33 protein-coding genes are annotated in these 16,994 nt (G+C 37.3%); 28 read left to right on the top strand and 5 right to left on the bottom strand.

The window, feature by feature from the left end:
* Window positions 1–125: 125 nt before the first annotated feature.
* The 4 genes from EG2_RS17130 to EG2_RS17115 are packed head-to-tail and all read right to left on the bottom strand — an operon-like array spanning window position 126 to window position 2,438.
* On the bottom strand, window positions 126–1,283 hold the full coding sequence (locus EG2_RS17130) for a site-specific integrase (protein ID WP_071870142.1): 1,158 nt from the start codon (window positions 1,281–1,283) through the stop codon (window positions 126–128).
* A 7-nt stretch (window positions 1,284–1,290) separates the two neighbouring features.
* Entirely contained in the window at window positions 1,291–1,608 is a 318-nt protein-coding gene (locus EG2_RS17125) for a hypothetical protein (RefSeq protein WP_060815532.1), read from the bottom strand.
* A 38-nt stretch (window positions 1,609–1,646) separates the two neighbouring features.
* Entirely contained in the window at window positions 1,647–2,087 is a 441-nt protein-coding gene (locus tag EG2_RS17120) for an ImmA/IrrE family metallo-endopeptidase (protein WP_249024295.1), read from the bottom strand.
* Window positions 2,088–2,438, bottom strand: a complete 351-nt coding sequence (locus tag EG2_RS17115) for a helix-turn-helix domain-containing protein (protein WP_060815529.1) — start codon at window positions 2,436–2,438, stop codon at window positions 2,088–2,090.
* A gap of 305 nt (window positions 2,439–2,743) precedes the next feature.
* On the opposite strand from EG2_RS17115, the gene EG2_RS17110 reads away from it, so the two are divergent.
* From EG2_RS17110 to EG2_RS17095, 4 genes are read left to right on the top strand one after another with little or no spacing between them, the layout of a single operon-like run.
* Window positions 2,744–2,935 carry a helix-turn-helix transcriptional regulator gene (locus EG2_RS17110; RefSeq protein ID WP_060815527.1) on the top strand — a complete coding sequence of 64 codons (192 nt, stop codon included), beginning with the start codon at window positions 2,744–2,746 and terminating at the stop codon, window positions 2,933–2,935.
* Window positions 2,935–3,216, top strand: coding sequence for a hypothetical protein (locus EG2_RS17105; RefSeq protein WP_060815526.1), 282 nt, complete (start codon window positions 2,935–2,937; stop codon window positions 3,214–3,216). Before EG2_RS17110 ends, EG2_RS17105 begins: the two co-directional genes overlap by 1 nt.
* Window positions 3,217–3,226: 10 nt before the next feature.
* On the top strand, window positions 3,227–3,421 hold the full coding sequence (locus tag EG2_RS17100) for a hypothetical protein (protein WP_060815525.1): 195 nt from the start codon (window positions 3,227–3,229) through the stop codon (window positions 3,419–3,421).
* A 5-nt stretch (window positions 3,422–3,426) separates the two neighbouring features.
* Complete coding sequence (locus EG2_RS17095) at window positions 3,427–3,609, top strand: hypothetical protein (RefSeq protein WP_060815524.1); 183 nt, start codon at window positions 3,427–3,429, stop codon at window positions 3,607–3,609.
* Here EG2_RS17095 and EG2_RS17090 read toward each other — a convergent pair.
* A complete protein-coding gene (locus EG2_RS17090; RefSeq protein WP_060815523.1) occupies window positions 3,593–3,859 on the bottom strand; it encodes a CRISPR-associated protein Cas2 in 267 nt (88 codons plus the stop codon). The genes EG2_RS17095 and EG2_RS17090 overlap by 17 nt on opposite strands.
* Window positions 3,860–3,944: 85 nt before the next feature.
* Here EG2_RS17090 and EG2_RS17085 point away from each other — a divergent pair, with 85 nt between their 5' ends.
* The 24 genes from EG2_RS17085 to EG2_RS16990 all read left to right on the top strand — a co-directional run bounded on the left by EG2_RS17085 (window position 3,945) and on the right by EG2_RS16990 (window position 16,949).
* Window positions 3,945–4,160, top strand: coding sequence for a hypothetical protein (locus EG2_RS17085; protein WP_060815522.1), 216 nt, complete (start codon window positions 3,945–3,947; stop codon window positions 4,158–4,160).
* Window positions 4,161–4,204: 44 nt separating this feature from the next.
* Window positions 4,205–4,612, top strand: coding sequence for a hypothetical protein (locus EG2_RS17080; protein WP_060815521.1), 408 nt, complete (start codon window positions 4,205–4,207; stop codon window positions 4,610–4,612).
* A 12-nt stretch (window positions 4,613–4,624) separates the two neighbouring features.
* A complete protein-coding gene (locus EG2_RS17075) occupies window positions 4,625–5,368 on the top strand; it encodes a hypothetical protein (protein ID WP_060815520.1) in 744 nt (247 codons plus the stop codon).
* An 80-nt stretch (window positions 5,369–5,448) separates the two neighbouring features.
* Complete coding sequence (locus tag EG2_RS17070; RefSeq protein WP_060815519.1) at window positions 5,449–5,787, top strand: hypothetical protein; 339 nt, start codon at window positions 5,449–5,451, stop codon at window positions 5,785–5,787.
* A gap of 84 nt (window positions 5,788–5,871) precedes the next feature.
* Window positions 5,872–6,813, top strand: a complete 942-nt coding sequence (locus EG2_RS17065; RefSeq protein ID WP_060815536.1) for a YqaJ viral recombinase family nuclease — start codon at window positions 5,872–5,874, stop codon at window positions 6,811–6,813.
* A 1-nt stretch (window position 6,814) separates the two neighbouring features.
* Window positions 6,815–7,756, top strand: a complete 942-nt coding sequence (locus EG2_RS17060; RefSeq protein WP_060815518.1) for a recombinase RecT — start codon at window positions 6,815–6,817, stop codon at window positions 7,754–7,756.
* A gap of 42 nt (window positions 7,757–7,798) precedes the next feature.
* Window positions 7,799–8,608 carry a Lin1244/Lin1753 domain-containing protein gene (locus tag EG2_RS18655; protein WP_082709594.1) on the top strand — a complete coding sequence of 270 codons (810 nt, stop codon included), beginning with the start codon at window positions 7,799–7,801 and terminating at the stop codon, window positions 8,606–8,608.
* 19 nt (window positions 8,609–8,627) lie between these two features.
* On the top strand, window positions 8,628–9,470 hold the full coding sequence (locus EG2_RS17050; RefSeq protein ID WP_060815517.1) for an ATP-binding protein: 843 nt from the start codon (window positions 8,628–8,630) through the stop codon (window positions 9,468–9,470).
* Between the two features lie 53 nt (window positions 9,471–9,523).
* Window positions 9,524–9,889 carry a hypothetical protein gene (locus tag EG2_RS17045; protein WP_060815516.1) on the top strand — a complete coding sequence of 122 codons (366 nt, stop codon included), beginning with the start codon at window positions 9,524–9,526 and terminating at the stop codon, window positions 9,887–9,889.
* On the top strand, window positions 9,890–10,042 hold the full coding sequence (locus EG2_RS18995; RefSeq protein WP_156424255.1) for a hypothetical protein: 153 nt from the start codon (window positions 9,890–9,892) through the stop codon (window positions 10,040–10,042). It begins immediately after the preceding gene.
* 28 nt (window positions 10,043–10,070) lie between these two features.
* On the top strand, window positions 10,071–10,286 hold the full coding sequence (locus EG2_RS17040) for an uL11 family ribosomal protein (protein ID WP_060815515.1): 216 nt from the start codon (window positions 10,071–10,073) through the stop codon (window positions 10,284–10,286).
* Complete coding sequence (locus EG2_RS17035) at window positions 10,274–10,585, top strand: MazG-like family protein (protein ID WP_060815514.1); 312 nt, start codon at window positions 10,274–10,276, stop codon at window positions 10,583–10,585. The genes EG2_RS17040 and EG2_RS17035 overlap by 13 nt, the downstream gene beginning before the upstream one ends.
* A 5-nt stretch (window positions 10,586–10,590) precedes the next feature.
* Window positions 10,591–10,776, top strand: a complete 186-nt coding sequence (locus EG2_RS17030) for a helix-turn-helix domain-containing protein (protein ID WP_060815534.1) — start codon at window positions 10,591–10,593, stop codon at window positions 10,774–10,776.
* 47 nt (window positions 10,777–10,823) lie between these two features.
* Complete coding sequence (locus EG2_RS18990; RefSeq protein WP_156424254.1) at window positions 10,824–10,976, top strand: hypothetical protein; 153 nt, start codon at window positions 10,824–10,826, stop codon at window positions 10,974–10,976.
* A gap of 41 nt (window positions 10,977–11,017) precedes the next feature.
* Entirely contained in the window at window positions 11,018–11,257 is a 240-nt protein-coding gene (locus EG2_RS17025; RefSeq protein ID WP_060815513.1) for a hypothetical protein, read from the top strand.
* Between the two features lie 40 nt (window positions 11,258–11,297).
* The gene (locus EG2_RS17020) at window positions 11,298–11,654 is read left to right on the top strand and encodes a hypothetical protein (protein WP_409359867.1); all 357 of its coding nucleotides are present in this window, start codon (window positions 11,298–11,300) and stop codon (window positions 11,652–11,654) included.
* A gap of 2 nt (window positions 11,655–11,656) precedes the next feature.
* Complete coding sequence (locus EG2_RS18985; RefSeq protein WP_156424253.1) at window positions 11,657–11,827, top strand: hypothetical protein; 171 nt, start codon at window positions 11,657–11,659, stop codon at window positions 11,825–11,827.
* Window positions 11,828–11,851: 24 nt separating this feature from the next.
* A complete protein-coding gene (locus EG2_RS17015) occupies window positions 11,852–12,040 on the top strand; it encodes a hypothetical protein (protein ID WP_060815511.1) in 189 nt (62 codons plus the stop codon).
* Between the two features lie 3 nt (window positions 12,041–12,043).
* Window positions 12,044–12,223, top strand: coding sequence for a hypothetical protein (locus EG2_RS17010; RefSeq protein WP_060815510.1), 180 nt, complete (start codon window positions 12,044–12,046; stop codon window positions 12,221–12,223).
* 23 nt (window positions 12,224–12,246) lie between these two features.
* Entirely contained in the window at window positions 12,247–12,972 is a 726-nt protein-coding gene (locus EG2_RS18650; protein ID WP_071870213.1) for an ORF6C domain-containing protein, read from the top strand.
* Window positions 12,973–13,751: 779 nt separating this feature from the next.
* The gene (locus EG2_RS17000; RefSeq protein WP_060815509.1) at window positions 13,752–14,168 is read left to right on the top strand and encodes an ArpU family phage packaging/lysis transcriptional regulator; all 417 of its coding nucleotides are present in this window, start codon (window positions 13,752–13,754) and stop codon (window positions 14,166–14,168) included.
* Window positions 14,169–14,835: 667 nt separating this feature from the next.
* Window positions 14,836–14,919: a putative holin-like toxin gene (locus tag EG2_RS19965; RefSeq protein WP_374188597.1), complete on the top strand. Its 84-nt coding sequence runs from the start codon at window positions 14,836–14,838 to the stop codon at window positions 14,917–14,919.
* A gap of 217 nt (window positions 14,920–15,136) precedes the next feature.
* Entirely contained in the window at window positions 15,137–15,679 is a 543-nt protein-coding gene (locus EG2_RS16995; RefSeq protein WP_060815508.1) for a terminase small subunit, read from the top strand.
* On the top strand, window positions 15,645–16,949 hold the full coding sequence (locus EG2_RS16990) for a PBSX family phage terminase large subunit (protein WP_249024324.1): 1,305 nt from the start codon (window positions 15,645–15,647) through the stop codon (window positions 16,947–16,949). Before EG2_RS16995 ends, EG2_RS16990 begins: the two co-directional genes overlap by 35 nt.
* Window positions 16,950–16,994: the final 45 nt, after the last annotated feature.

Here is a 16,994-nt window from a genome sequence, read left to right as displayed (position 1 = left end):
AAAAAAGCACGTAAAGCTTCTCAATTCTCTAAGCGTTAATCATTGTCATATCAAGCTTTACGAGGTGTTTCTCAATTCGAGAGACGCCTCTTTTTTTGCTTTTGACCATACTTTTGACCATACTTTCAAAAGTTCATATATGCGGCATATTTTTCAGCAGTCTGTTCTTTAGTTTTTTCGGTTACATGAGTATAGATGTCCATCGTGGTTTTTATATCGGTATGTCCCATTCGCTCTTGCACTTCTTTAATGCTGACACCAGCTTCAAATAATAAGCTACAGTGAGTATGCCTAAAACCGTGAATAGTAATCTTCTCTAAATTGTGTTCTTTCAAAAAAGTTTTCATAAAATTATTCAGATAATCGAGATAAAGATGTTCATTATCAATGTCGGTAAATAGTAGTTGTTCAGGTTTGAGAGTATTAATTCCTAATTTGAGGTATCTTCTTTGTTGCTCTTTTTTCCAAGATAAAAGGTACTTAAGTGTTACCTCATCAATCGAAATAGTTCGCCGACTATGTTTTGTTTTTGGGGTCTGGAATATTTCTTTACCGTATTCATTTTTAGCCAACGTCTGATTGACTGATATGGTACCTTTTGATAAATCGCAATCTTTCCAACGCAAGGCTTGTAATTCTCCTTTTCGTAAACCTGTGAATGATAATAGTCTGAACATAGTAAATAATTGTATGTCTTCATTTTGTTTAAGGATATCTAGGAATTTTTTTAATTGCTCTTTCGTATAAAAAGGTGAGATATATTTTTCTTGATCAATTCTTTCAGATTTTCGTGGGCGTATAACATGGTTCATTGGATTAGTTGATAGAAGACCTATTTTGATACCGTAATCAATTATTCGTGTTGTTAATCCGATTAGATTCGAATACTTTTTATAGTATGAGAACCAATCATTTACCTGATATTGACAATAAGTAACGGTTATTTTGTCTAATGGGAGTGCTCCAAATTTTGGTAGAATATGTTTTTCAATCGCATTTCTTTGCACAAACAATGTGCTTTCTTTGACGGTATTTTTGTATTGTTCGTACCAGAGATCATAAATTTCTTTGAAAGTAGGAATTTCTTTTTTTTCAACAGAAAATCCGTTTTTTTCAATTTCTAGTTCCAGTCTTGATAAGGCTATTTTTGCTTCCTTTTGAGTCTTGAATCCTCTCTTAGTCGTGTATTTCTTTTTTCGTGTGATAGGATCGATCCCGAGATAAGTTTTAAAATACCATGCTTTTTCTCCATTTTTCTTCTTGTATTGTTTTATCATTGCCATATTTCTATCACTCCTGATCAAATTCCATTTCAGCAATTCCGTCATTGAACATTTCAATAAAATTGTTTTCGTCCATAAAATCTATCCACTTTTCTTTACCATTGTATTTAGGTACTCCGACATGAGGTCGAATTTGATTGTATGCATTAAGCGATACTTGTTTCCATGAGTCATTAACACTTTTTTCTAGTTTTGCATCATTCCAACGTTTAGCTGGTTGTCTTTTTTTATTTTTAGCTTTTTCATTCTCTAAAGCTTTCTCAATAAACATTTTATATCCGTCAGCGTTTTCTTCTAAGTATTTTTTGAATTCTGGATAAAGCATATAAATCTTCCCTTCCTCGAATGTATGTTCTATTTTTGCTAAAAAAATATATTGTCGGAATTGGCTCCAACGAGATACTTTGCCATGAATTGTTTAACAAATCGTTCGTATCTTAATTCGATTTCGTAGCTCTCTAAAAAATTCACATAATTAAATGAACTAGGATCAAAGTCCGGATTGTTTACTGTTACTTCAAGCATCTTCTCAATCATAAATTCTTCTGCTTCGTTTTCCATTTTTGAATGAAGTGCAAAAGTTTTTTGGTAAAGTACATAATTATTTTTATGTTTAGCTGCATGGCCTAATTCATGAAGTAGTCTCAGCGTTTTGACATGATCAGATAGACGAGCATCTAACACAATCGTATTTATCATAGCTATATACCTAGCATCAGAATCGAGCCTTGGCGTTTCTATAATAGTGACGCCAAGCTCGTCTATAATCTCATTTACTTCATTATTTAAATCCAAACAAATCACCTATTTAGTATCAGAATTATTCTCAAGATATGCTTCAATAATACCAGTCAAAACTTTACGGTCATGCTCAGTTAAAGGCTTGCCATCACTACTCATGACAGATTCAAGTGCTTCTTCGACAGTAAATGGGGGAGTCTTAGATAGACTTGTTGCAGGATTATCAGTTCTTCCTAGCAGATAGTCTGTAGAAACATCAAAATAATCTGCTACTTTCTGTAGCTTATCTGCTGAAGGCGTTCTTTTGTTCCATTGATAAATGGTATTTCTACCTATGTCAATTTCTTCTTCTAGCTGATAAATAGAAATATCTTTTTGTTTAGCGAGTTTTTTTATGCGCTCTAAAAGGTTCATACAAATCCATTCTCCTTTTAGCTTACTGTTATTTACAAAAAAAGTTAGGTATATCGATTGACATTTACAATATACGTTAGTATTATAAACACGTAAGCTAATTTAATAAGCCAATAAGCAATAAGAAAGATACCCGTTTAAAAATAAACAATTCGACGCTGCCAAACTAAGAATGTTGATTTTATAGGGATAATTCTGTGCTTATTTAACTATGAACACATTTTACAATATGTGTTAGTAAGTGTCAACGATATTTAGCGAATTTAATTAGCTTACAAATTATATGAGAAAGGAGATTTAATAATATGTCACAAGATTTTATTTTAAAGGTCAGAATCCAATTAGCTAAGTATAACAAGACGCAGAATTGGTTGGCGGATACTATCGGGATTTCCCGAGCGTACATGTCCGATATCATGAATGGCAAAAGAAAACCGGATAAACAAGTTAAGCCGATTGAAGAGGCACTAAGTGCATTGAAAGAGGGGGAAGATTGATGAAGATACGTATTCCTGATGATGTCGTTGCAGATCAGATTATTCCTCAGTTTGTTCAAATAGCAGTCTCTGAATTTGAAAAGAGGATGACGATGCTGACAAAGACCATGGAACTACCACCATACCCGAATAAGACTGAAGTCAAAACTATTTTAGGTATGGGAGACGACATGCTAAAAGATTGGATTGCAGATGGACTTCCGGTTATTCCTTGGAGTAAAAAGGAAGATCGATTTGACCGTGATGATATTAGAGCGCACATAAACAATATGAAGAGTTAGGGGCGTAATCATGCCATACACCTATTCACAAGAACTCTTAATCAACACTCTAGCGAAAGAAAAAGTTCGCGACCTGCAACAGGAGCTTTATGGCAAAGGCAGTGTAATAAGCGACAGACAGCGAGAAGCGCTGATTCGTGAATGTAGAGAGTACCAAGAGTTGCTGTATCAAAATAGGCTTAATCGCCAGTTGGAAGTGAGGTGAGAGGAATGGAAGAAAAGGCAAAGAGACTAATAATTAATGAAGAAAGGCAAGGGTTCACATATGAAAACCTATCGGTTGAAGAATTGACTAAATTAGTTATCAGCCATATTGATGAGAATGTTGTAACAGTGGAAATAAAGAAACTCGTCACAACAAGTGACGAGCCAAAGACTACAAATAATCTTTAAGGTATTGGCTTTTACAAATTACATTGTGCCAAGCAGCTACTCCAGTCAATTCAGCAACAAATAAACTATCATCATTATCTATTTGAGCTAATAGTTCATCTCTTATTGCAACGCATTCTTTATCGCTTTTCAAAAACCAAACAGATTCGTTAACGTGTGCCCATCTTGAATATGTTTTAATTTTGGAAATTAAATCTTCGTAATTCTTACCAGAATTATTTAGATCATAAGAAACAATATAACTTTTCATTTGTAGCACCTCCTTATCAAATATTTCAGTCTGTCACCCTGATAAGGAAATTATAGAAAAAATCCAAAAAGAAAGGAATATCTACATGAAAAAAATCTATTGGGTCAGGCGTACCGCGTTTATCCTTACGATTTTCGCATTAGGCGCACTAATCACAGGACAAGTACCGATGTGGGTTAAACTCGGCTACCCTACGGCGGTTATGTGGTTGCTGATGATTTATGACGAAGCATTGTTTGAACTGAGAGAACAAAAAGAGCTTACACCGTTTTCCGCCAGTGTAAGCTCCACGAAAAAATGAAAATGTCGAAAAAAGTATAACACAGCTAGGAGGAAAAAATCAAAATGTCAAAAAATATTAATGTTCCTTTGAGCGGTATCAGTGACGGAGGATTACAAGAACGATTCGATTTTGAATTGGCTCAAGTAATCAACAATATTCATGATCCCAACACTGACCCAACAAAGAAGCGCAAAATCACCATCGACTTAACGATTACACCTGATGAATACCGAGAAGATATCCTCATTGATTATCAAGTGAAATCTAAGTTAGTTGCTAGAGACTCATTGACATCGAAAGTCATCATCGGTCAAGACGAAAGAGGAAAACCGCAGGCGAACGAGTTGAAAAGCGGACAAAGAGGGCAAATGTATTTTGATCCCGAAGATTCCGAATTGAAAGATGACAAGGGAACGCCTGTCAAAGAAATTGAAGAAACAGCCAAAATCAAAAAATTTAAAACAAATTAGGAGTGAAAGAAAATGACGGAACATTTAAGAGATGCTTTGGAATATGCAGTGGAATTGCGTGAAGGACAAAAAGTGATTTATGAGCAAGACAAGAAAGTATTTTATGATACTTCGAAAGCTCGTTTAGCTGAACTTGACCCAATCAAACGTGCAGAAACGCTGACGGTTAATTCGTTATCAGGACTTGTTGGTTATTTAAAATCGAATATTCGTATTCTGGAGAGCAATTGGAAACTACTTGTTCACGTAGAGAATCCAACGAAGGTAGTTGTCTATTCTTCACTCGATACAGACCGCAAGCGTGAAAGTGTGATTCAAGCGACTGCATTGTTAGATGTTTTTCCATATGGACGTTTCATGAACTCGGAAGATTTTATTATCAACGTTCAATCACTTATTCAGCGTGATCTTGATGCAGAAGCGATTCTGGCTTGTGCAAGCGCAATTCGCATTGAGGGTGGTGGCGATTTGGTTGATAACGGAATCTCTCAAACCGTCACAGTCAAAGAAGGAGCTGCGACATTGACAAAAGCAGAAGTTCCAAGTCCTGCTGAATTACGCCCATATCGCACATTTTTAGAAGTCGAACAACCATCAAGTCCTTTTGTATTCCGAATTGATAAAATCGGCAACTGCGCCTTGTTTGAAGCCGATGGTGGTATTTGGAAACACACAGCAATGGAGAATATTCACGAGTTTTTGAATAGTGAATTAGATGAATTGCTTAATAAAGGAGTAGTAACCATTATTGCGTAATGACAAACTAAAAAGAGCTTGCCTCGTTGGGGACGAAGCAAGCTCAACAGCAATTATTATGATAAGGAGAGTATAACAAAATGAGCGAAAAAATTCAAAGATTAATTGAGGAACTAGCAGAAGAATGTCGCAAAGAAAAAGTTGGCTTGTCCTTAGCCGTGCTTGATGCTGAAGGAGAAATGGCATTAGCGCAAGCAGGTCCAGAATCACTTGTGTCAATCGCTACTCTTGAACAATATAACCATGTAAAAGAAGAATTAACCGAATTGGATTGCGACTGTCCGAAACACCGCATGTTGAAAGAATTATACGGCATCGAAACGGAAAATACTCCGAAACAAACGCATACATTCGTGACAGACAACCCAAACGATGTGCTTGATATTATTTCACGTGCTTTGCGAGGTGAATTTAAATGATGGATTCATTTGAGAGTGCTTTAGATCAGTATTTGACTACACCTGGTTGGGGACAGCCGACTGAGGGAGAGGAGTCAGAAAATGATGAGTAAATCAACTCTTGAAATGACTCATGACGAATGGTTATTGGATCGTCGAAAGGGTATAGGTGGCTCAGATGTTGCTACAATCCTTGGGTTAAACAAATGGAAGTCGCCATATCAATTATGGCTAGAAAAGACTGGTCAAATCGATTTAGAACACACTGAGAGCGAACCAGCGTACTGGGGGAAGGTTTTAGAGGAAGTTGTCGCTAAAGAATTTCAAGAAAGAACAGGTAAAAAAGTTCGCCGAAGAAATCAGGTATTCGAGCATCCGTTACATCCGTTCCTGCGAGCGAACATCGATCGGGATGTTGTTGGGGAAAATGCTATTTTGGAATGTAAAACAGCCAATGCTTTCCTTGGTAAAGAGTGGGAAGGCGAAGAAGTTCCTCTTAGTTATTTGTGTCAGGTTCAGCATTACATGAACGTTTTAAATAAAAAATATTGTTACATTGCCGTTTTGGTTGGTGGACAAAAGTTCATTTGGAAACGAGTTGATCGTGACCAAGAACTAATTGATATGATTACTGAACGCTTAGTTTGTTTTTGGGAGGAAAATGTTTTAGCTGGAAAAGAACCAACAATAGATGGTAGTGAAGTTACATCGGAATTTTTAAAAGATCGTTATTTGAATCTTGATGAAAAAGAAATCACATTACCATCTTCATTTGATGATTTGGTTGATCAAAAAAGAGAACTTAAGAAAGCAAAAAAGGAGATTGAAACAGCCATTCGCCAAGTGGATAACGAAATCATCAGCGCACTAGGTAAAAGAAATGCGAGTATCGGTATCGCTCCAAAGAACATTGTATCTTGGAAGTTAGTATCCACTAGAAGAATGAACAGCAAGAAACTTGCTGAAAAATATCCTGAAGTAGTAAAAGATGATGAAATATACACCGTTATCGAATCAAGACGTCTGACGGAAAAGGAGATTAAATGATATGGCAACAAACGAAGAACTAAAAAATCAATTAGCAGCAAAAGAAACACAGATCGTTGATCCAACGAAATTAGGCTTTAAAGCTTTGATGAACACACCATCGATGAAAAAGAAGTTTTATGATATCTTGCACGAAAAATCAGATTCGTTCATGGGATCGCTTATGACCCTAGTGGGTGGAGATAATTACCTATCACAAGCCGAGCCAATGACGATCATTGCATCAGCTTTAAAAGCAGCAACGATGGATTTACCGATAGACAAAAATTTAGGATATGCCTATATTGTTCCATTTAATCGAAAAGAAAAGATTGGAAAAGTTTGGATTACTCATAATGAAGCACAATTCATTCTAGGTTACAAGGGTTACATTCAACTAGCACAGCGCAGCGGTCAATATAAGGCGTTTAATGCTCTAGCTGTATACGAAGGGCAATTGGTTGATTGGAATCCTCTTACTGAGGAATTTACATTTGATTACAAAGCTAAGGTATCTGATGAAGTAATCGGTTACGTAGGATTCTTTGAACTACTTAATGGGTTTAAAAAGACTGTTTACTGGACAAAGCAAGAAATCGAAAGCCATCGTATTAAGCACTCGAAGTCTAAGGACAAGCAAAGTCTAACGGGTGCTTGGGCGGATAACTACGACGCAATGGCGATTAAAACAGTGCTTCGCAACATGCTTTCCAAATGGGGAATTTTATCTGTTGAAATGCAATCAGCAATCACATCGGATGAGAAAGTTTTTCGAGTAGACGAAAACAACGATTTGATTGAAGAAACTAATTTATCAGACATGGAGCCACTGCCCCAGGATCTTAAAGAAGCAGAAAAAGTTGAAGATGATTCATCAGCATTTGATGAATTTAAAGAAACATTTGTCACAAATGAACAACAAGATTCATTATTCGATGATATGAATCCACCATTAGAAAAATAATATTGAGGGGATGATTCCCCTTATTAGATTAGGAGGCTACACATGGCAAGACCGAAAAAGAACGGTCTTGATTATTTCCCCCTCGATGTTGATATCTTCGAGGATGAGAAAATAGAGGCTATTGCCGGGGAGTTTGGCACAAAAGGAGAACTTGCGGTTATCAAACTGCTTTGTGCGATATACAAGAGAGGATATTTCATTCTGTGGGATGATCTCACGCAAGCAACCCTTTTGAAACGCCTGCCCGGGTCAAGTAAGGAAATGATTAACCAGATAGTAAACCGCTTGGTTTCATGGGGATTCTTTAACGAAGAACTGTTTAACTCGGTTAGGGTACTAACTAGCGAAAATATCCAAGCCACTTATCTTGAAGCGACAAAAAGGCGGAAATTACCAAAACCGACGAAATACATTATTAATGTAGACAATAATCAACAAACAAGCGCAGTTAATGTCAACAATAATCCACAAAGGAAAGTAAATAAAAGGAAAGTAAATAAAAGTAAAGCATCATCTATCCCTAGTCTAGATCTTAATCCAGATAGTGCGCGCGTATTTTGGTTGAATCAGGTAAACCCTGTCGAAGCGCCGATGATCCTAGAATCAATCGATTACTGGGTCAGTGACTTTAACGGACAAGACTTGATTGTGATTGAGGCGATTAAGGAAATGCTGAGGAATAATGCGAAAAGTTACAAATACCTCGACAAAATCCTAAAAACTTGGGAAAGCCAAGGGCTTGATACGCCCGAAAAAGTTACGAATTACTTGCAGGGGAATTACTCCAAAAAGCCTAAAAACAAGCATCAAGGTCTAGAATACGAGAATCTTGATGAGTACGAAGACCTATGATCGAAGGAGGTGTCAGAGTATGCAGTCGGTGGCTTTGGGGATTAGTCAATTGATCGATAAAGTGTTAATTAAACGAGGAGTCTGTCCAGAGTGCAATGAGCCGCTTTATAGTTGGCGTACGAAGAATCCAGACGGATCAGATCGCTGTGCGCCAACATGCATGCAATGCGGATATTCCGATCTCAAACTCAAGGAAGATCAGCAAACAGCCCGTATCTATAACGAGAGCTTGAAAGCACGAGCAATCAGCTTTTTCAAGAACGGATCGGTCGTTGGTAACAAGTCGCTCTTTGATTGTAGTTTAAGAAATTTTAAGGTTGTTGATCAGGAGACGAAAATCGCATTAGAGACAGCAAAACGTTATATCACGGCTGTCCTGTTAGGAAAGCCTGTACATCTAGTCTTAAGTGGAAAAGCGGGTGTTGGCAAGAGCCATTTAGCGATGTCGATCGCATGGGAAGTTTTAAAACGGTCAAATTATGCGAAGAAAATCTTGTTTATCAGCTATCAAGAGATGCTTGAACAGATTCGATTTTCATACAACAATCAAGAGCTACGGCGTATGATCGAGGGCTCTTTGGTTGCAGATATTAAGACTGCTCATCTAGTTGTGATTGATGATATCGGCGCAGAGCTTGGAAAATCTGCTGGAACAAGCCGCGAATTTGGAGCTAGTACGTTAAATTCATTTCTTGAGGCCCGTCAAGACCGTGCAACAGTAGTCACGACGAATCTATCAAGTAAAGAGCTGAGCGAATCATACGGTTCAAGAATTGTTTCACGTCTATATAGCCATTCTGATGGTTTTAGCATCAAGATGAATCGTACTGCTGATAAACGAGTTCAGGGAGTTAGCGCTTGAAACAACAGACCAACCAAGGGAGGAGGCACAAAAACTGTAAAGGAGAAGACCGGATGAAGCAAGCAAAGAAAACTCAATCGTCTCGATCCACCTATCAAAAACGGTTTTTACGTCAAAAAATCAGTGAATTGACCTACTTAGAAGGTTGGGACAATGATCCAGAGATTGTGGAGAAAGTCCAACGGCTGAGCAAAGCACTAGAACGAGTGGGATCGCAAGAAAAACAGTTGTCTAGTGATCGACCAATCTGCACGATGGAGGAACTGAGTGTAAATAGTTATATACAGCTAAAAAAACAGGGCTATCTGGACCGTGAGATTAAGTATATTTTCAACATCACCGCATATGCTTTAGCTCGATGGAAGAAATCACTTGGATTAACGAAAGGCGTCGTTCGTGATTTGTTAGAGGTGATGTAGATGGGTCTGAGACAATACAGAGTCGATTATGTGGATTGGAAAGGTCGCCATGCGGTGATGTATCTGCACGGCTACAGTAGATCAGAAGTCGAAAAACAAGCGATGGTAGCGCAAGGTGTGTTCAAGATCATGAAGATCATAGAAGTTCAATAGGTGAGCATTCGAAACAAGGAGCGGGAACATGAATATTCTCGAAGTATTTTGGACCAATGTTCATTACCAAGCAGAAGAAAAAGGGGTCACATTCACAGCGTTAATGGGTGGGAATACGACGGGTGCAAAGAACAAAACAGCAAATATCACACTGAAGAAAGTACAAGAGATTGCAGAAATTTTAGGTATTGATGATTACGCCAGTTTATTTGAGCAAGTGGAGGAAGAAACATGGATGAATTAATTCAATTAGTTGAGCAATGGTCTAGGAATAAAGGGTTGGATAAAGCCGAGCCTAGTAAACAAATGCTGAAAGTTGTAGAAGAAACTGGTAAAGTCGCGGCAGCGTTAGCTAGAAATGACCAAGATGCACTACGTGACGGCATCGGTGATGTGACGGTGACATTGATTATTTTAGCTTTGCAAAATGACATGGATCTATACGAGTGTTTGAATTGCGCTTATGACGAAATCAAAGGGCGCACTGGACAGATGGTCAATGGTGTTTTCGTAAAATCCAGTGATCTAGAAGAAAGTTGTTAATTAAGATGTGGCATAAAATTGAACAAATATTAATTGAAAAAGATATATCACAATATGAACTAGCAAAGAGAATGGGCGTTTCAACTGGGACTATCACTGAGTTGAAAAAAGGAAGAATAAAGAAACCTAGTTTTGAGCTGATAAAAAAAATCGCTGATGCTTTAGAAGTCAGTATGGATAGATTTAGATAGGTTTCCATCAGTGGAAGAAATATACAAATAATAAAGGCGGTTTAACAATGACTGATAAAAAGATAAAGCAAATAGTGATTTACGTTGAAATCGAGGATGACTGTGTAGAAGTAGCGGGTTTCAAGATTCCAAAAGAGCTAGATGAAGAAAATGTTGAGTATATATTGGGTAGCGTACTCGCAAACATAATTGATGATTAAGTCAGCTATGCGACAAAAAATAACTAAGCGGGGGTATAGAAATGCTTAACGAAGAAAATATTATGGGCATTATCCAATCGCACAAAGACGAGATTAACGAAATTTCTAATGAATTAATTAAAGCAAAAGTGCTGGGGGTGAATATCCCAAAGCTTACTAAGATAGCTGAAAACAGATTGGCGTATTTGCACGACAACAAATATCGTTATGAAATGCAGGCGAAAGCTTGGGGATTGCTTGGATCAACTGATAAACAGGTGTCTAGTGAGTATGATGTGTGAGTCAGCTAACCGAAGAAGTAATAGAAAGCGAGGAATGAATGTGGGTGGGAAATTAATCATCCAAGGTAAAGCTTGGGGAGAATTCGAAAATGCTAAGCGATCAAAAGGAAATATCGAAATCAGTGGATACAGGTCATATGGAGGCACACACACTGTGCGAATGGTAGATCAACCGCAACTCAACGAGAATCAACAGATTGTGTTGGAGTGGTTGAAACTAAATTATGATTGCGATGGCGATCACGAAGCAATGTGGAATATTTTCATGATGTATTACTACCAGACACGAGATAGTTTTACGGATAGATTGTCCCAAGCAATAGAAAATTTGACTAATGATGAACAAATTGAAATCCTTCGAGAATATTCTCAATGGGCTTTGGAACAGGAGGGATAAGCATGAATAAGCAAGATTTAGTTAAAAAATACATCGCAAAAAATAAGAAGTTAAGACCAAACTGCCCTAACAGAAATAGAAAAAATGAAGAATTAAAACGCAGCATTTACGAAGAAATTATTGAGGATCTGGAACAGCTTTACGAGCAAGAAAAAGTAGTTGTCTCGAAATGACAGTTGCAGTGTCGGTGGTAGCCGATGAACCGTAGACAATTTATCATCATAATGATCATGGTTGTAGCAGCACTCAGTTGCTTGACCTATACAATTATTGACCAACAGAAAAAAATCAATCAGTTAGAAAAACAATTACAAGAAGTACAACTGAAGTACGAAATTATCAAAAACGATCCGTTGGCTAAGGATGCGTTTGAAGCAGGAGGATAACTAATGACTTTTATAGTGTTAGGCTTCGTAGCAGTTGTTGGGATTATTTTTGTATGCATTATAATCGGTAAGTCTGTTGATGAAAAGGAGCATGATTTTATTGGGAAAGACGAAGTCAAAGATCAAAAAGAAGAAGCGGAAGTTGTTAGAGAAAGCCCAGGCGAATGGGACTGTGAACGATAAATAGCTAAAGAAGGAGAAGAAAAATGGGGTTAATACCAATTATTGTAAATGAAAATAATGAGCAATTAGTCAGTGGTAGAGAGCTATATGAATTTTTGGAAGTGGCAACACCTTATACACGCTGGTTTGAACGTATGACGGAATATGGATTCACTGAAAACGTTGATTTTACCGTGATTGCCAAAAATGTCCATGACGATACAGCCTTTGGTGGGGTAAGAAAAATTATCGACCATGCGATGACGATTGACATGGCAAAAGAAATTTCAATGATTCAGCGAACAGAAAAAGGCAAACAAGCGCGTCAATATTTCATTCAAGTAGAAAAAGAGTACCGCAAAGAGTTGAAAAAGACATTGAATGATCCAAGAGAACAGCTTAGGTTATTTTACCAATTTGGAGAACAGACAGCAGTTCGTGTAGACGCTATCGAGAAAGATGTTTCTATCTTGAAAGAAACTATGAGAATCAGTGGAAAACAAGAGGCAGATATTCAACGAGCTGGGAAGCAAAAAGTGATTGAAGTACTTGGAGGAAAAGACAGCCCTGCCTATGAATCAATTAGTAAGAAGGTATTTGCTACTTTTTGGTCAGAGTTTAAACGATATTTTTCTATCCCTAGATATGGGGAGTTGCCTTGTAAACAGTTTGAGGAGGCGCTGATATTTATTGCTGAGTGGCTTCCAGAAACAGCCATGCGAATGGAAATTAACCAATTGAATCGACAATCCCAGTTATTTAGAGCATAAAAAACGAACCTTCTAGGGAGAATGGTTACAGTCAGTTGTCAATAACTAGAAGGTTCGAAAAAAGGCTAGGTGGACCATGTTTTGATAGAAAGAAAACTAAACATTATTTTGGGCACAATAAAAAATCTAGCCTTTTTTACTAGAATAAATGGTTTTATAAAAAAATCAATATTATTTTATAATTAAATAAAAAAGAATCCTCCGTAGTTGATTGGGTGTTTCAGGGACTACAAAGGATTCAAAAAGGCTAAGAAGTGGATACAGCAAGTGAGAGCTTTTCAAAAATAAAACTTGCTAGTTAGCCTTTTTTACTAGAATAATAGGTTTTCATAAAAAGTCAATAGGTTAAAAATAAAAAACGAGCTTTCTACATGAACTAGAAAAGGACTGTAAAGTGTAGAAAGCTCGAAAAAGGCTATAGCTAAAAAGAAGAATACAAAGTTTTGTGCACTGCGTTTGGAGAATAGCCTTTTTTTATTAGAATAATACGTTTTATAAAATTGTCAATGTTATTTTATGCTTTAATAAAAAAAACGAATCTACTATGGATAGAGCAGGTTAGGCAACATAGAGATTCGGAAAAGGCTAAGGACTTCAAAAGGTACTATCAGAAAAAATAGACTGGATATGTTGTTTTTGTTCGAGATTTAGCCTTTTATTTTATGATATAAAATCATCATTATTTGTCAAGATGATTTAATAAAAAAGCCGGATTACTCCGACTATGTGAAATGTTATTGGTAAAGATATTATAACACATAAAGGAGCGGTTTTTCTTGATGCAGTTATTTAAAGAGGTAGATTTTAAACAGACGAGGGCGAATGCAAGAAATGTGTTAAAGAACTTTCGGCGTTTGGACAGAATTGCTGGTCGCTCTTTAATTGATATTAAATCACCAATTATAACAGACATGCCTAGAGTACCTAGTATCGGAAACAAGTCAGAAGATGCAATGATTCAAAAAGTTGATGCAGAAGTGGAAAGAGATGCAATTTTAGCTGCCTTGATGGCATTAAGCTTGATTAGTCGTCAAATCTTATATTACAGTTTTTGCGATGTGGAAAAACACTCTAATTACGAAATAGGTCAATTAATTAGTGGTTATGGCGAAAAAAATGTGGAGAAATTAAAATCTATCGCACTGATTGAATTCGCAGAAGCGTATAAAAAAGGAGTGATTGTTCACTATCGTTGATTTTGTAGGGTTTTTGTAGGGGAAATGTAGGATTTTTCTTCGATTTTAGATGTTATTATGATAGTGTCGAAAGAATTAGAGAGACGGTGACTGGACTACTCACAATATTCCATAAACCGAAAGGAGGCAATCTCCTTATCGCTTATTCTTCTTTGACAAATGGCGGCAAATTACAATAAAGGAGTTGATACGCTCCTTATCTTCATTCGCCGTCTTTTCTTATGTCACTGTGGCGGAAAGGGTATACGCTATAAGCGGGCAGAAGTGATAGACCTGCCCTGATGTACGGCTATCAAAACGGTGCAAGGTTCGATTCCTTGCCAGTGACATTGAGATTGAGCAAAAGCACGTGGCAATCAGCCCTTGAGTTATCCCAAGGCTTTTGTCGGATAAACAATCTCGTAATTAGGGTTTTTAGTAATCCCGACTGCTTGTCAGCGAAAACTTGTTACATAAGCCACACTGCGGAAACAGTAAGTGGCGAGCAACCTAGTATTGTTAAATACGTGCCGAATTGGCTAGGCGGTTTGGCACATTTTTTCTAGTCTGAGAAAGAAAAGTTCGATATAATACATTTTGTAGAAAAGTGAAAAGATGGTGGCAATCCATTTCTAGGAGGTGGTGCTTATGTATGTAAGTATCAAATCTAGAGAAAGGAGAGCCTAAGTTGTCAACTTTTGAAGTGTTAAGCCTGATGATTGCTTTTGCAATGTTGGTCTTGACTATCAAAGATGACAATAACAAAAAATAAACCATCTTTTACTTTGGCGAGTAAGATGGTTTAAAAAATAAATTATCCAAAAGCTACCGTCTTTTTAACGGTTCTACTTAGGGCGTGTTTGCAGCACGTCCTTTTTCTATGTTTATTATATCATGTGAAAATAGAAAATCAATCAAGATCGCTTCGGCGGTGTTTTTTTATACATAGAATTACAAAACAAACACAGATTGCGAGGTGGTGGAAATGGATGGCTAAATTAACTGAAAAACAACGTCGATTTGCGGACGAGTACATCAAACTAGGAAACGCTACAGAAGCGGCTAGGTTAGCTGGATATTCAACTAAAACGGCAGCGGTAGTTGGCGCTGAAAACCTAACAAAACCTAATATAAGATCCTATATTGATAAGGTTCTTTCAGAAATGGCATCTAGGAGAGTTATGGATGCCACTGAAGCAATGGAGCTTCTGACTAGCATAGCTCGTGGGGAAATTGAAGAGATACTCTATATTGGCACTGCGGATGGCGTGATTAAAGTGGAGAAACCACCGGATATCAATCAGAAGACTAATGCACTAAAAGAAATCTTGAAAAGGTATCCGATTGATAGAGAAGGAAAACAACGTCTATTGAAAGCTCAAGTTGATAAAGCCGTTGCTGAGGCTAAGATTATTGAAAATACGGCTGCTAAACTTGATGGTAGTGGTAAAGTTAACCAATTACTAAAAGCCTTGTTAGATGTTAAATCTGGAGGTGATGGTAGTGGCTCAACAGATCAAGTTCAGTCCTAAGCAGATTGAAAATATCAATTTTGATTCTAGTTCTATTACTGTTGAATTAAACGAAGGTACTCCCAGAAGCGGAAAAACAACATCCGATATATTCAAAATGGCAGATTTCTATTTAAGAAGTCCTGATATGAATCATCTTGTGACTGCATATAACCAGGAACAAGCTTATAGAATGTTTATGGATGGTGATGGATTAGGGCTTGTGCATATCTTTGATGGCTGCTCTAATATTCGTCATGATGAACACGGAGATCATTTGCTACTTCAAACTCCTATCGGAGAAAAGAAGATTTATTATAAAGGTGGAGGGAAAGTCAATAGTGTTGGAGCCATTACTGGGATGTCTCTTGGGTCAGTTGTTTATCTTGAATTCAATTTGCTAAATTTAGCTTTTATAAGGGAATCATTTAGACGAACTTTCGCTGCAAAGTGGCGGTACCATCTTGCTGAACAAAATCCACCGGCTCCAAATCATCCGAATCTTGAAGAACTCGAAAGATTTGAAAAATCCGGACGTTTCTTCTTTAGACACTGGACACCTAATGATAATCCGATATTAACTGAGCAACGTAAAAACGAGTTGAAAGATGAGTTATCAGTTTCTGATTATTTGTTCAAGCGAGATTGGCTCGGACAAAGGGTGATGCCTGAAGGTGTGATTTACTCAATGTTTGATCGTGAGAAACACATTTCCAGTCAAATAAGAGGTAAAGTTGTGGAATGTTTCTTCACTACTGACGGTGGTCAGTCTGATGCAACAACGTGTGCTTGCAATGTTGTTACTTGGGAGGATGGCACTTATTACCTTTACCGAATGGCCAACTACTACCATAGTGGTGCAGATACAGGTGTAACTCTTGCGATGAGTGTCTATGCGACTAAAATCCAAGAGTTTGTAAACTGGTGTTATAAAGAGTGGGATTGGTTACCAAGATACAACTGGTTTTTTGTAGATCCAGCATGTAAATCCCTAAGGGAAGAGCTCCATTTGCTAAACATCCAAACTACAAGAGCTGATAACAATTCCTCGGATAAAATTACGAGCAATGGAACCAAAATCGAAGTCGGAATAGAAAGAATGCAGAACGCCTTTTCTAAGGGCGTTTTTTTGTTGTATGACATCAACGGTATTTATGATCATTACAATTTTATCAAAGAGCTAGGAATGTACGTGAGGAATGACAATGGCACGCCGGTTGATAAAAACAACCACGCGATGGATGAATGTCGGTATGCGATAAACTATTTCACTCGTAGATATTTGGTTTAGGAGGTGACAAATTGGGACTAATTCAGTCAATTAAAAGCTTATTCA

Source organism: Enterococcus gallinarum NBRC 100675 (assembly GCF_001544275.1).
GTDB lineage: Bacteria > Bacillota > Bacilli > Lactobacillales > Enterococcaceae > Enterococcus_D > Enterococcus_D gallinarum.
Note: the sequence above shows the minus strand (reverse complement) of the source record. Positions and strands in the feature narration are given on the sequence as shown.

Bases quoted from the DNA above. Each gene is read 5' to 3' on its own strand.
- EG2_RS17130 (WP_071870142.1), bottom strand. From the start codon at position 1,283: ATGGCAATGATAAAACAATACAAGAAGAAAAATGGAGAAAAAGCATGG.
- EG2_RS17125 (WP_060815532.1), bottom strand. From the start codon at position 1,608: ATGCTTTATCCAGAATTCAAAAAATACTTAGAAGAAAACGCTGACGGA.
- EG2_RS17115 (WP_060815529.1), bottom strand. From the start codon at position 2,438: ATGAACCTTTTAGAGCGCATAAAAAAACTCGCTAAACAAAAAGATATT.
- EG2_RS17110 (WP_060815527.1), top strand. From the start codon at position 2,744: ATGTCACAAGATTTTATTTTAAAGGTCAGAATCCAATTAGCTAAGTAT.
- EG2_RS17105 (WP_060815526.1), top strand. From the start codon at position 2,935: ATGAAGATACGTATTCCTGATGATGTCGTTGCAGATCAGATTATTCCT.
- EG2_RS17100 (WP_060815525.1), top strand. From the start codon at position 3,227: ATGCCATACACCTATTCACAAGAACTCTTAATCAACACTCTAGCGAAA.
- EG2_RS17095 (WP_060815524.1), top strand. From the start codon at position 3,427: ATGGAAGAAAAGGCAAAGAGACTAATAATTAATGAAGAAAGGCAAGGG.
- EG2_RS17090 (WP_060815523.1), bottom strand. From the start codon at position 3,859: ATGAAAAGTTATATTGTTTCTTATGATCTAAATAATTCTGGTAAGAAT.
- EG2_RS17085 (WP_060815522.1), top strand. From the start codon at position 3,945: ATGAAAAAAATCTATTGGGTCAGGCGTACCGCGTTTATCCTTACGATT.
- EG2_RS17080 (WP_060815521.1), top strand. From the start codon at position 4,205: ATGTCAAAAAATATTAATGTTCCTTTGAGCGGTATCAGTGACGGAGGA.
- EG2_RS17075 (WP_060815520.1), top strand. From the start codon at position 4,625: ATGACGGAACATTTAAGAGATGCTTTGGAATATGCAGTGGAATTGCGT.
- EG2_RS17070 (WP_060815519.1), top strand. From the start codon at position 5,449: ATGAGCGAAAAAATTCAAAGATTAATTGAGGAACTAGCAGAAGAATGT.
- EG2_RS17065 (WP_060815536.1), top strand. From the start codon at position 5,872: ATGAGTAAATCAACTCTTGAAATGACTCATGACGAATGGTTATTGGAT.
- EG2_RS17060 (WP_060815518.1), top strand. From the start codon at position 6,815: ATGGCAACAAACGAAGAACTAAAAAATCAATTAGCAGCAAAAGAAACA.
- EG2_RS18655 (WP_082709594.1), top strand. From the start codon at position 7,799: ATGGCAAGACCGAAAAAGAACGGTCTTGATTATTTCCCCCTCGATGTT.
- EG2_RS17050 (WP_060815517.1), top strand. From the start codon at position 8,628: ATGCAGTCGGTGGCTTTGGGGATTAGTCAATTGATCGATAAAGTGTTA.
- EG2_RS17045 (WP_060815516.1), top strand. From the start codon at position 9,524: ATGAAGCAAGCAAAGAAAACTCAATCGTCTCGATCCACCTATCAAAAA.
- EG2_RS18995 (WP_156424255.1), top strand. From the start codon at position 9,890: ATGGGTCTGAGACAATACAGAGTCGATTATGTGGATTGGAAAGGTCGC.
- EG2_RS17040 (WP_060815515.1), top strand. From the start codon at position 10,071: ATGAATATTCTCGAAGTATTTTGGACCAATGTTCATTACCAAGCAGAA.
- EG2_RS17035 (WP_060815514.1), top strand. From the start codon at position 10,274: ATGGATGAATTAATTCAATTAGTTGAGCAATGGTCTAGGAATAAAGGG.
- EG2_RS17030 (WP_060815534.1), top strand. From the start codon at position 10,591: ATGTGGCATAAAATTGAACAAATATTAATTGAAAAAGATATATCACAA.
- EG2_RS18990 (WP_156424254.1), top strand. From the start codon at position 10,824: ATGACTGATAAAAAGATAAAGCAAATAGTGATTTACGTTGAAATCGAG.
- EG2_RS17025 (WP_060815513.1), top strand. From the start codon at position 11,018: ATGCTTAACGAAGAAAATATTATGGGCATTATCCAATCGCACAAAGAC.
- EG2_RS18985 (WP_156424253.1), top strand. From the start codon at position 11,657: ATGAATAAGCAAGATTTAGTTAAAAAATACATCGCAAAAAATAAGAAG.
- EG2_RS17015 (WP_060815511.1), top strand. From the start codon at position 11,852: ATGAACCGTAGACAATTTATCATCATAATGATCATGGTTGTAGCAGCA.
- EG2_RS17010 (WP_060815510.1), top strand. From the start codon at position 12,044: ATGACTTTTATAGTGTTAGGCTTCGTAGCAGTTGTTGGGATTATTTTT.
- EG2_RS18650 (WP_071870213.1), top strand. From the start codon at position 12,247: ATGGGGTTAATACCAATTATTGTAAATGAAAATAATGAGCAATTAGTC.
- EG2_RS17000 (WP_060815509.1), top strand. From the start codon at position 13,752: ATGCAGTTATTTAAAGAGGTAGATTTTAAACAGACGAGGGCGAATGCA.
- EG2_RS16995 (WP_060815508.1), top strand. From the start codon at position 15,137: ATGGCTAAATTAACTGAAAAACAACGTCGATTTGCGGACGAGTACATC.
- EG2_RS16990 (WP_249024324.1), top strand. From the start codon at position 15,645: ATGGTAGTGGCTCAACAGATCAAGTTCAGTCCTAAGCAGATTGAAAAT.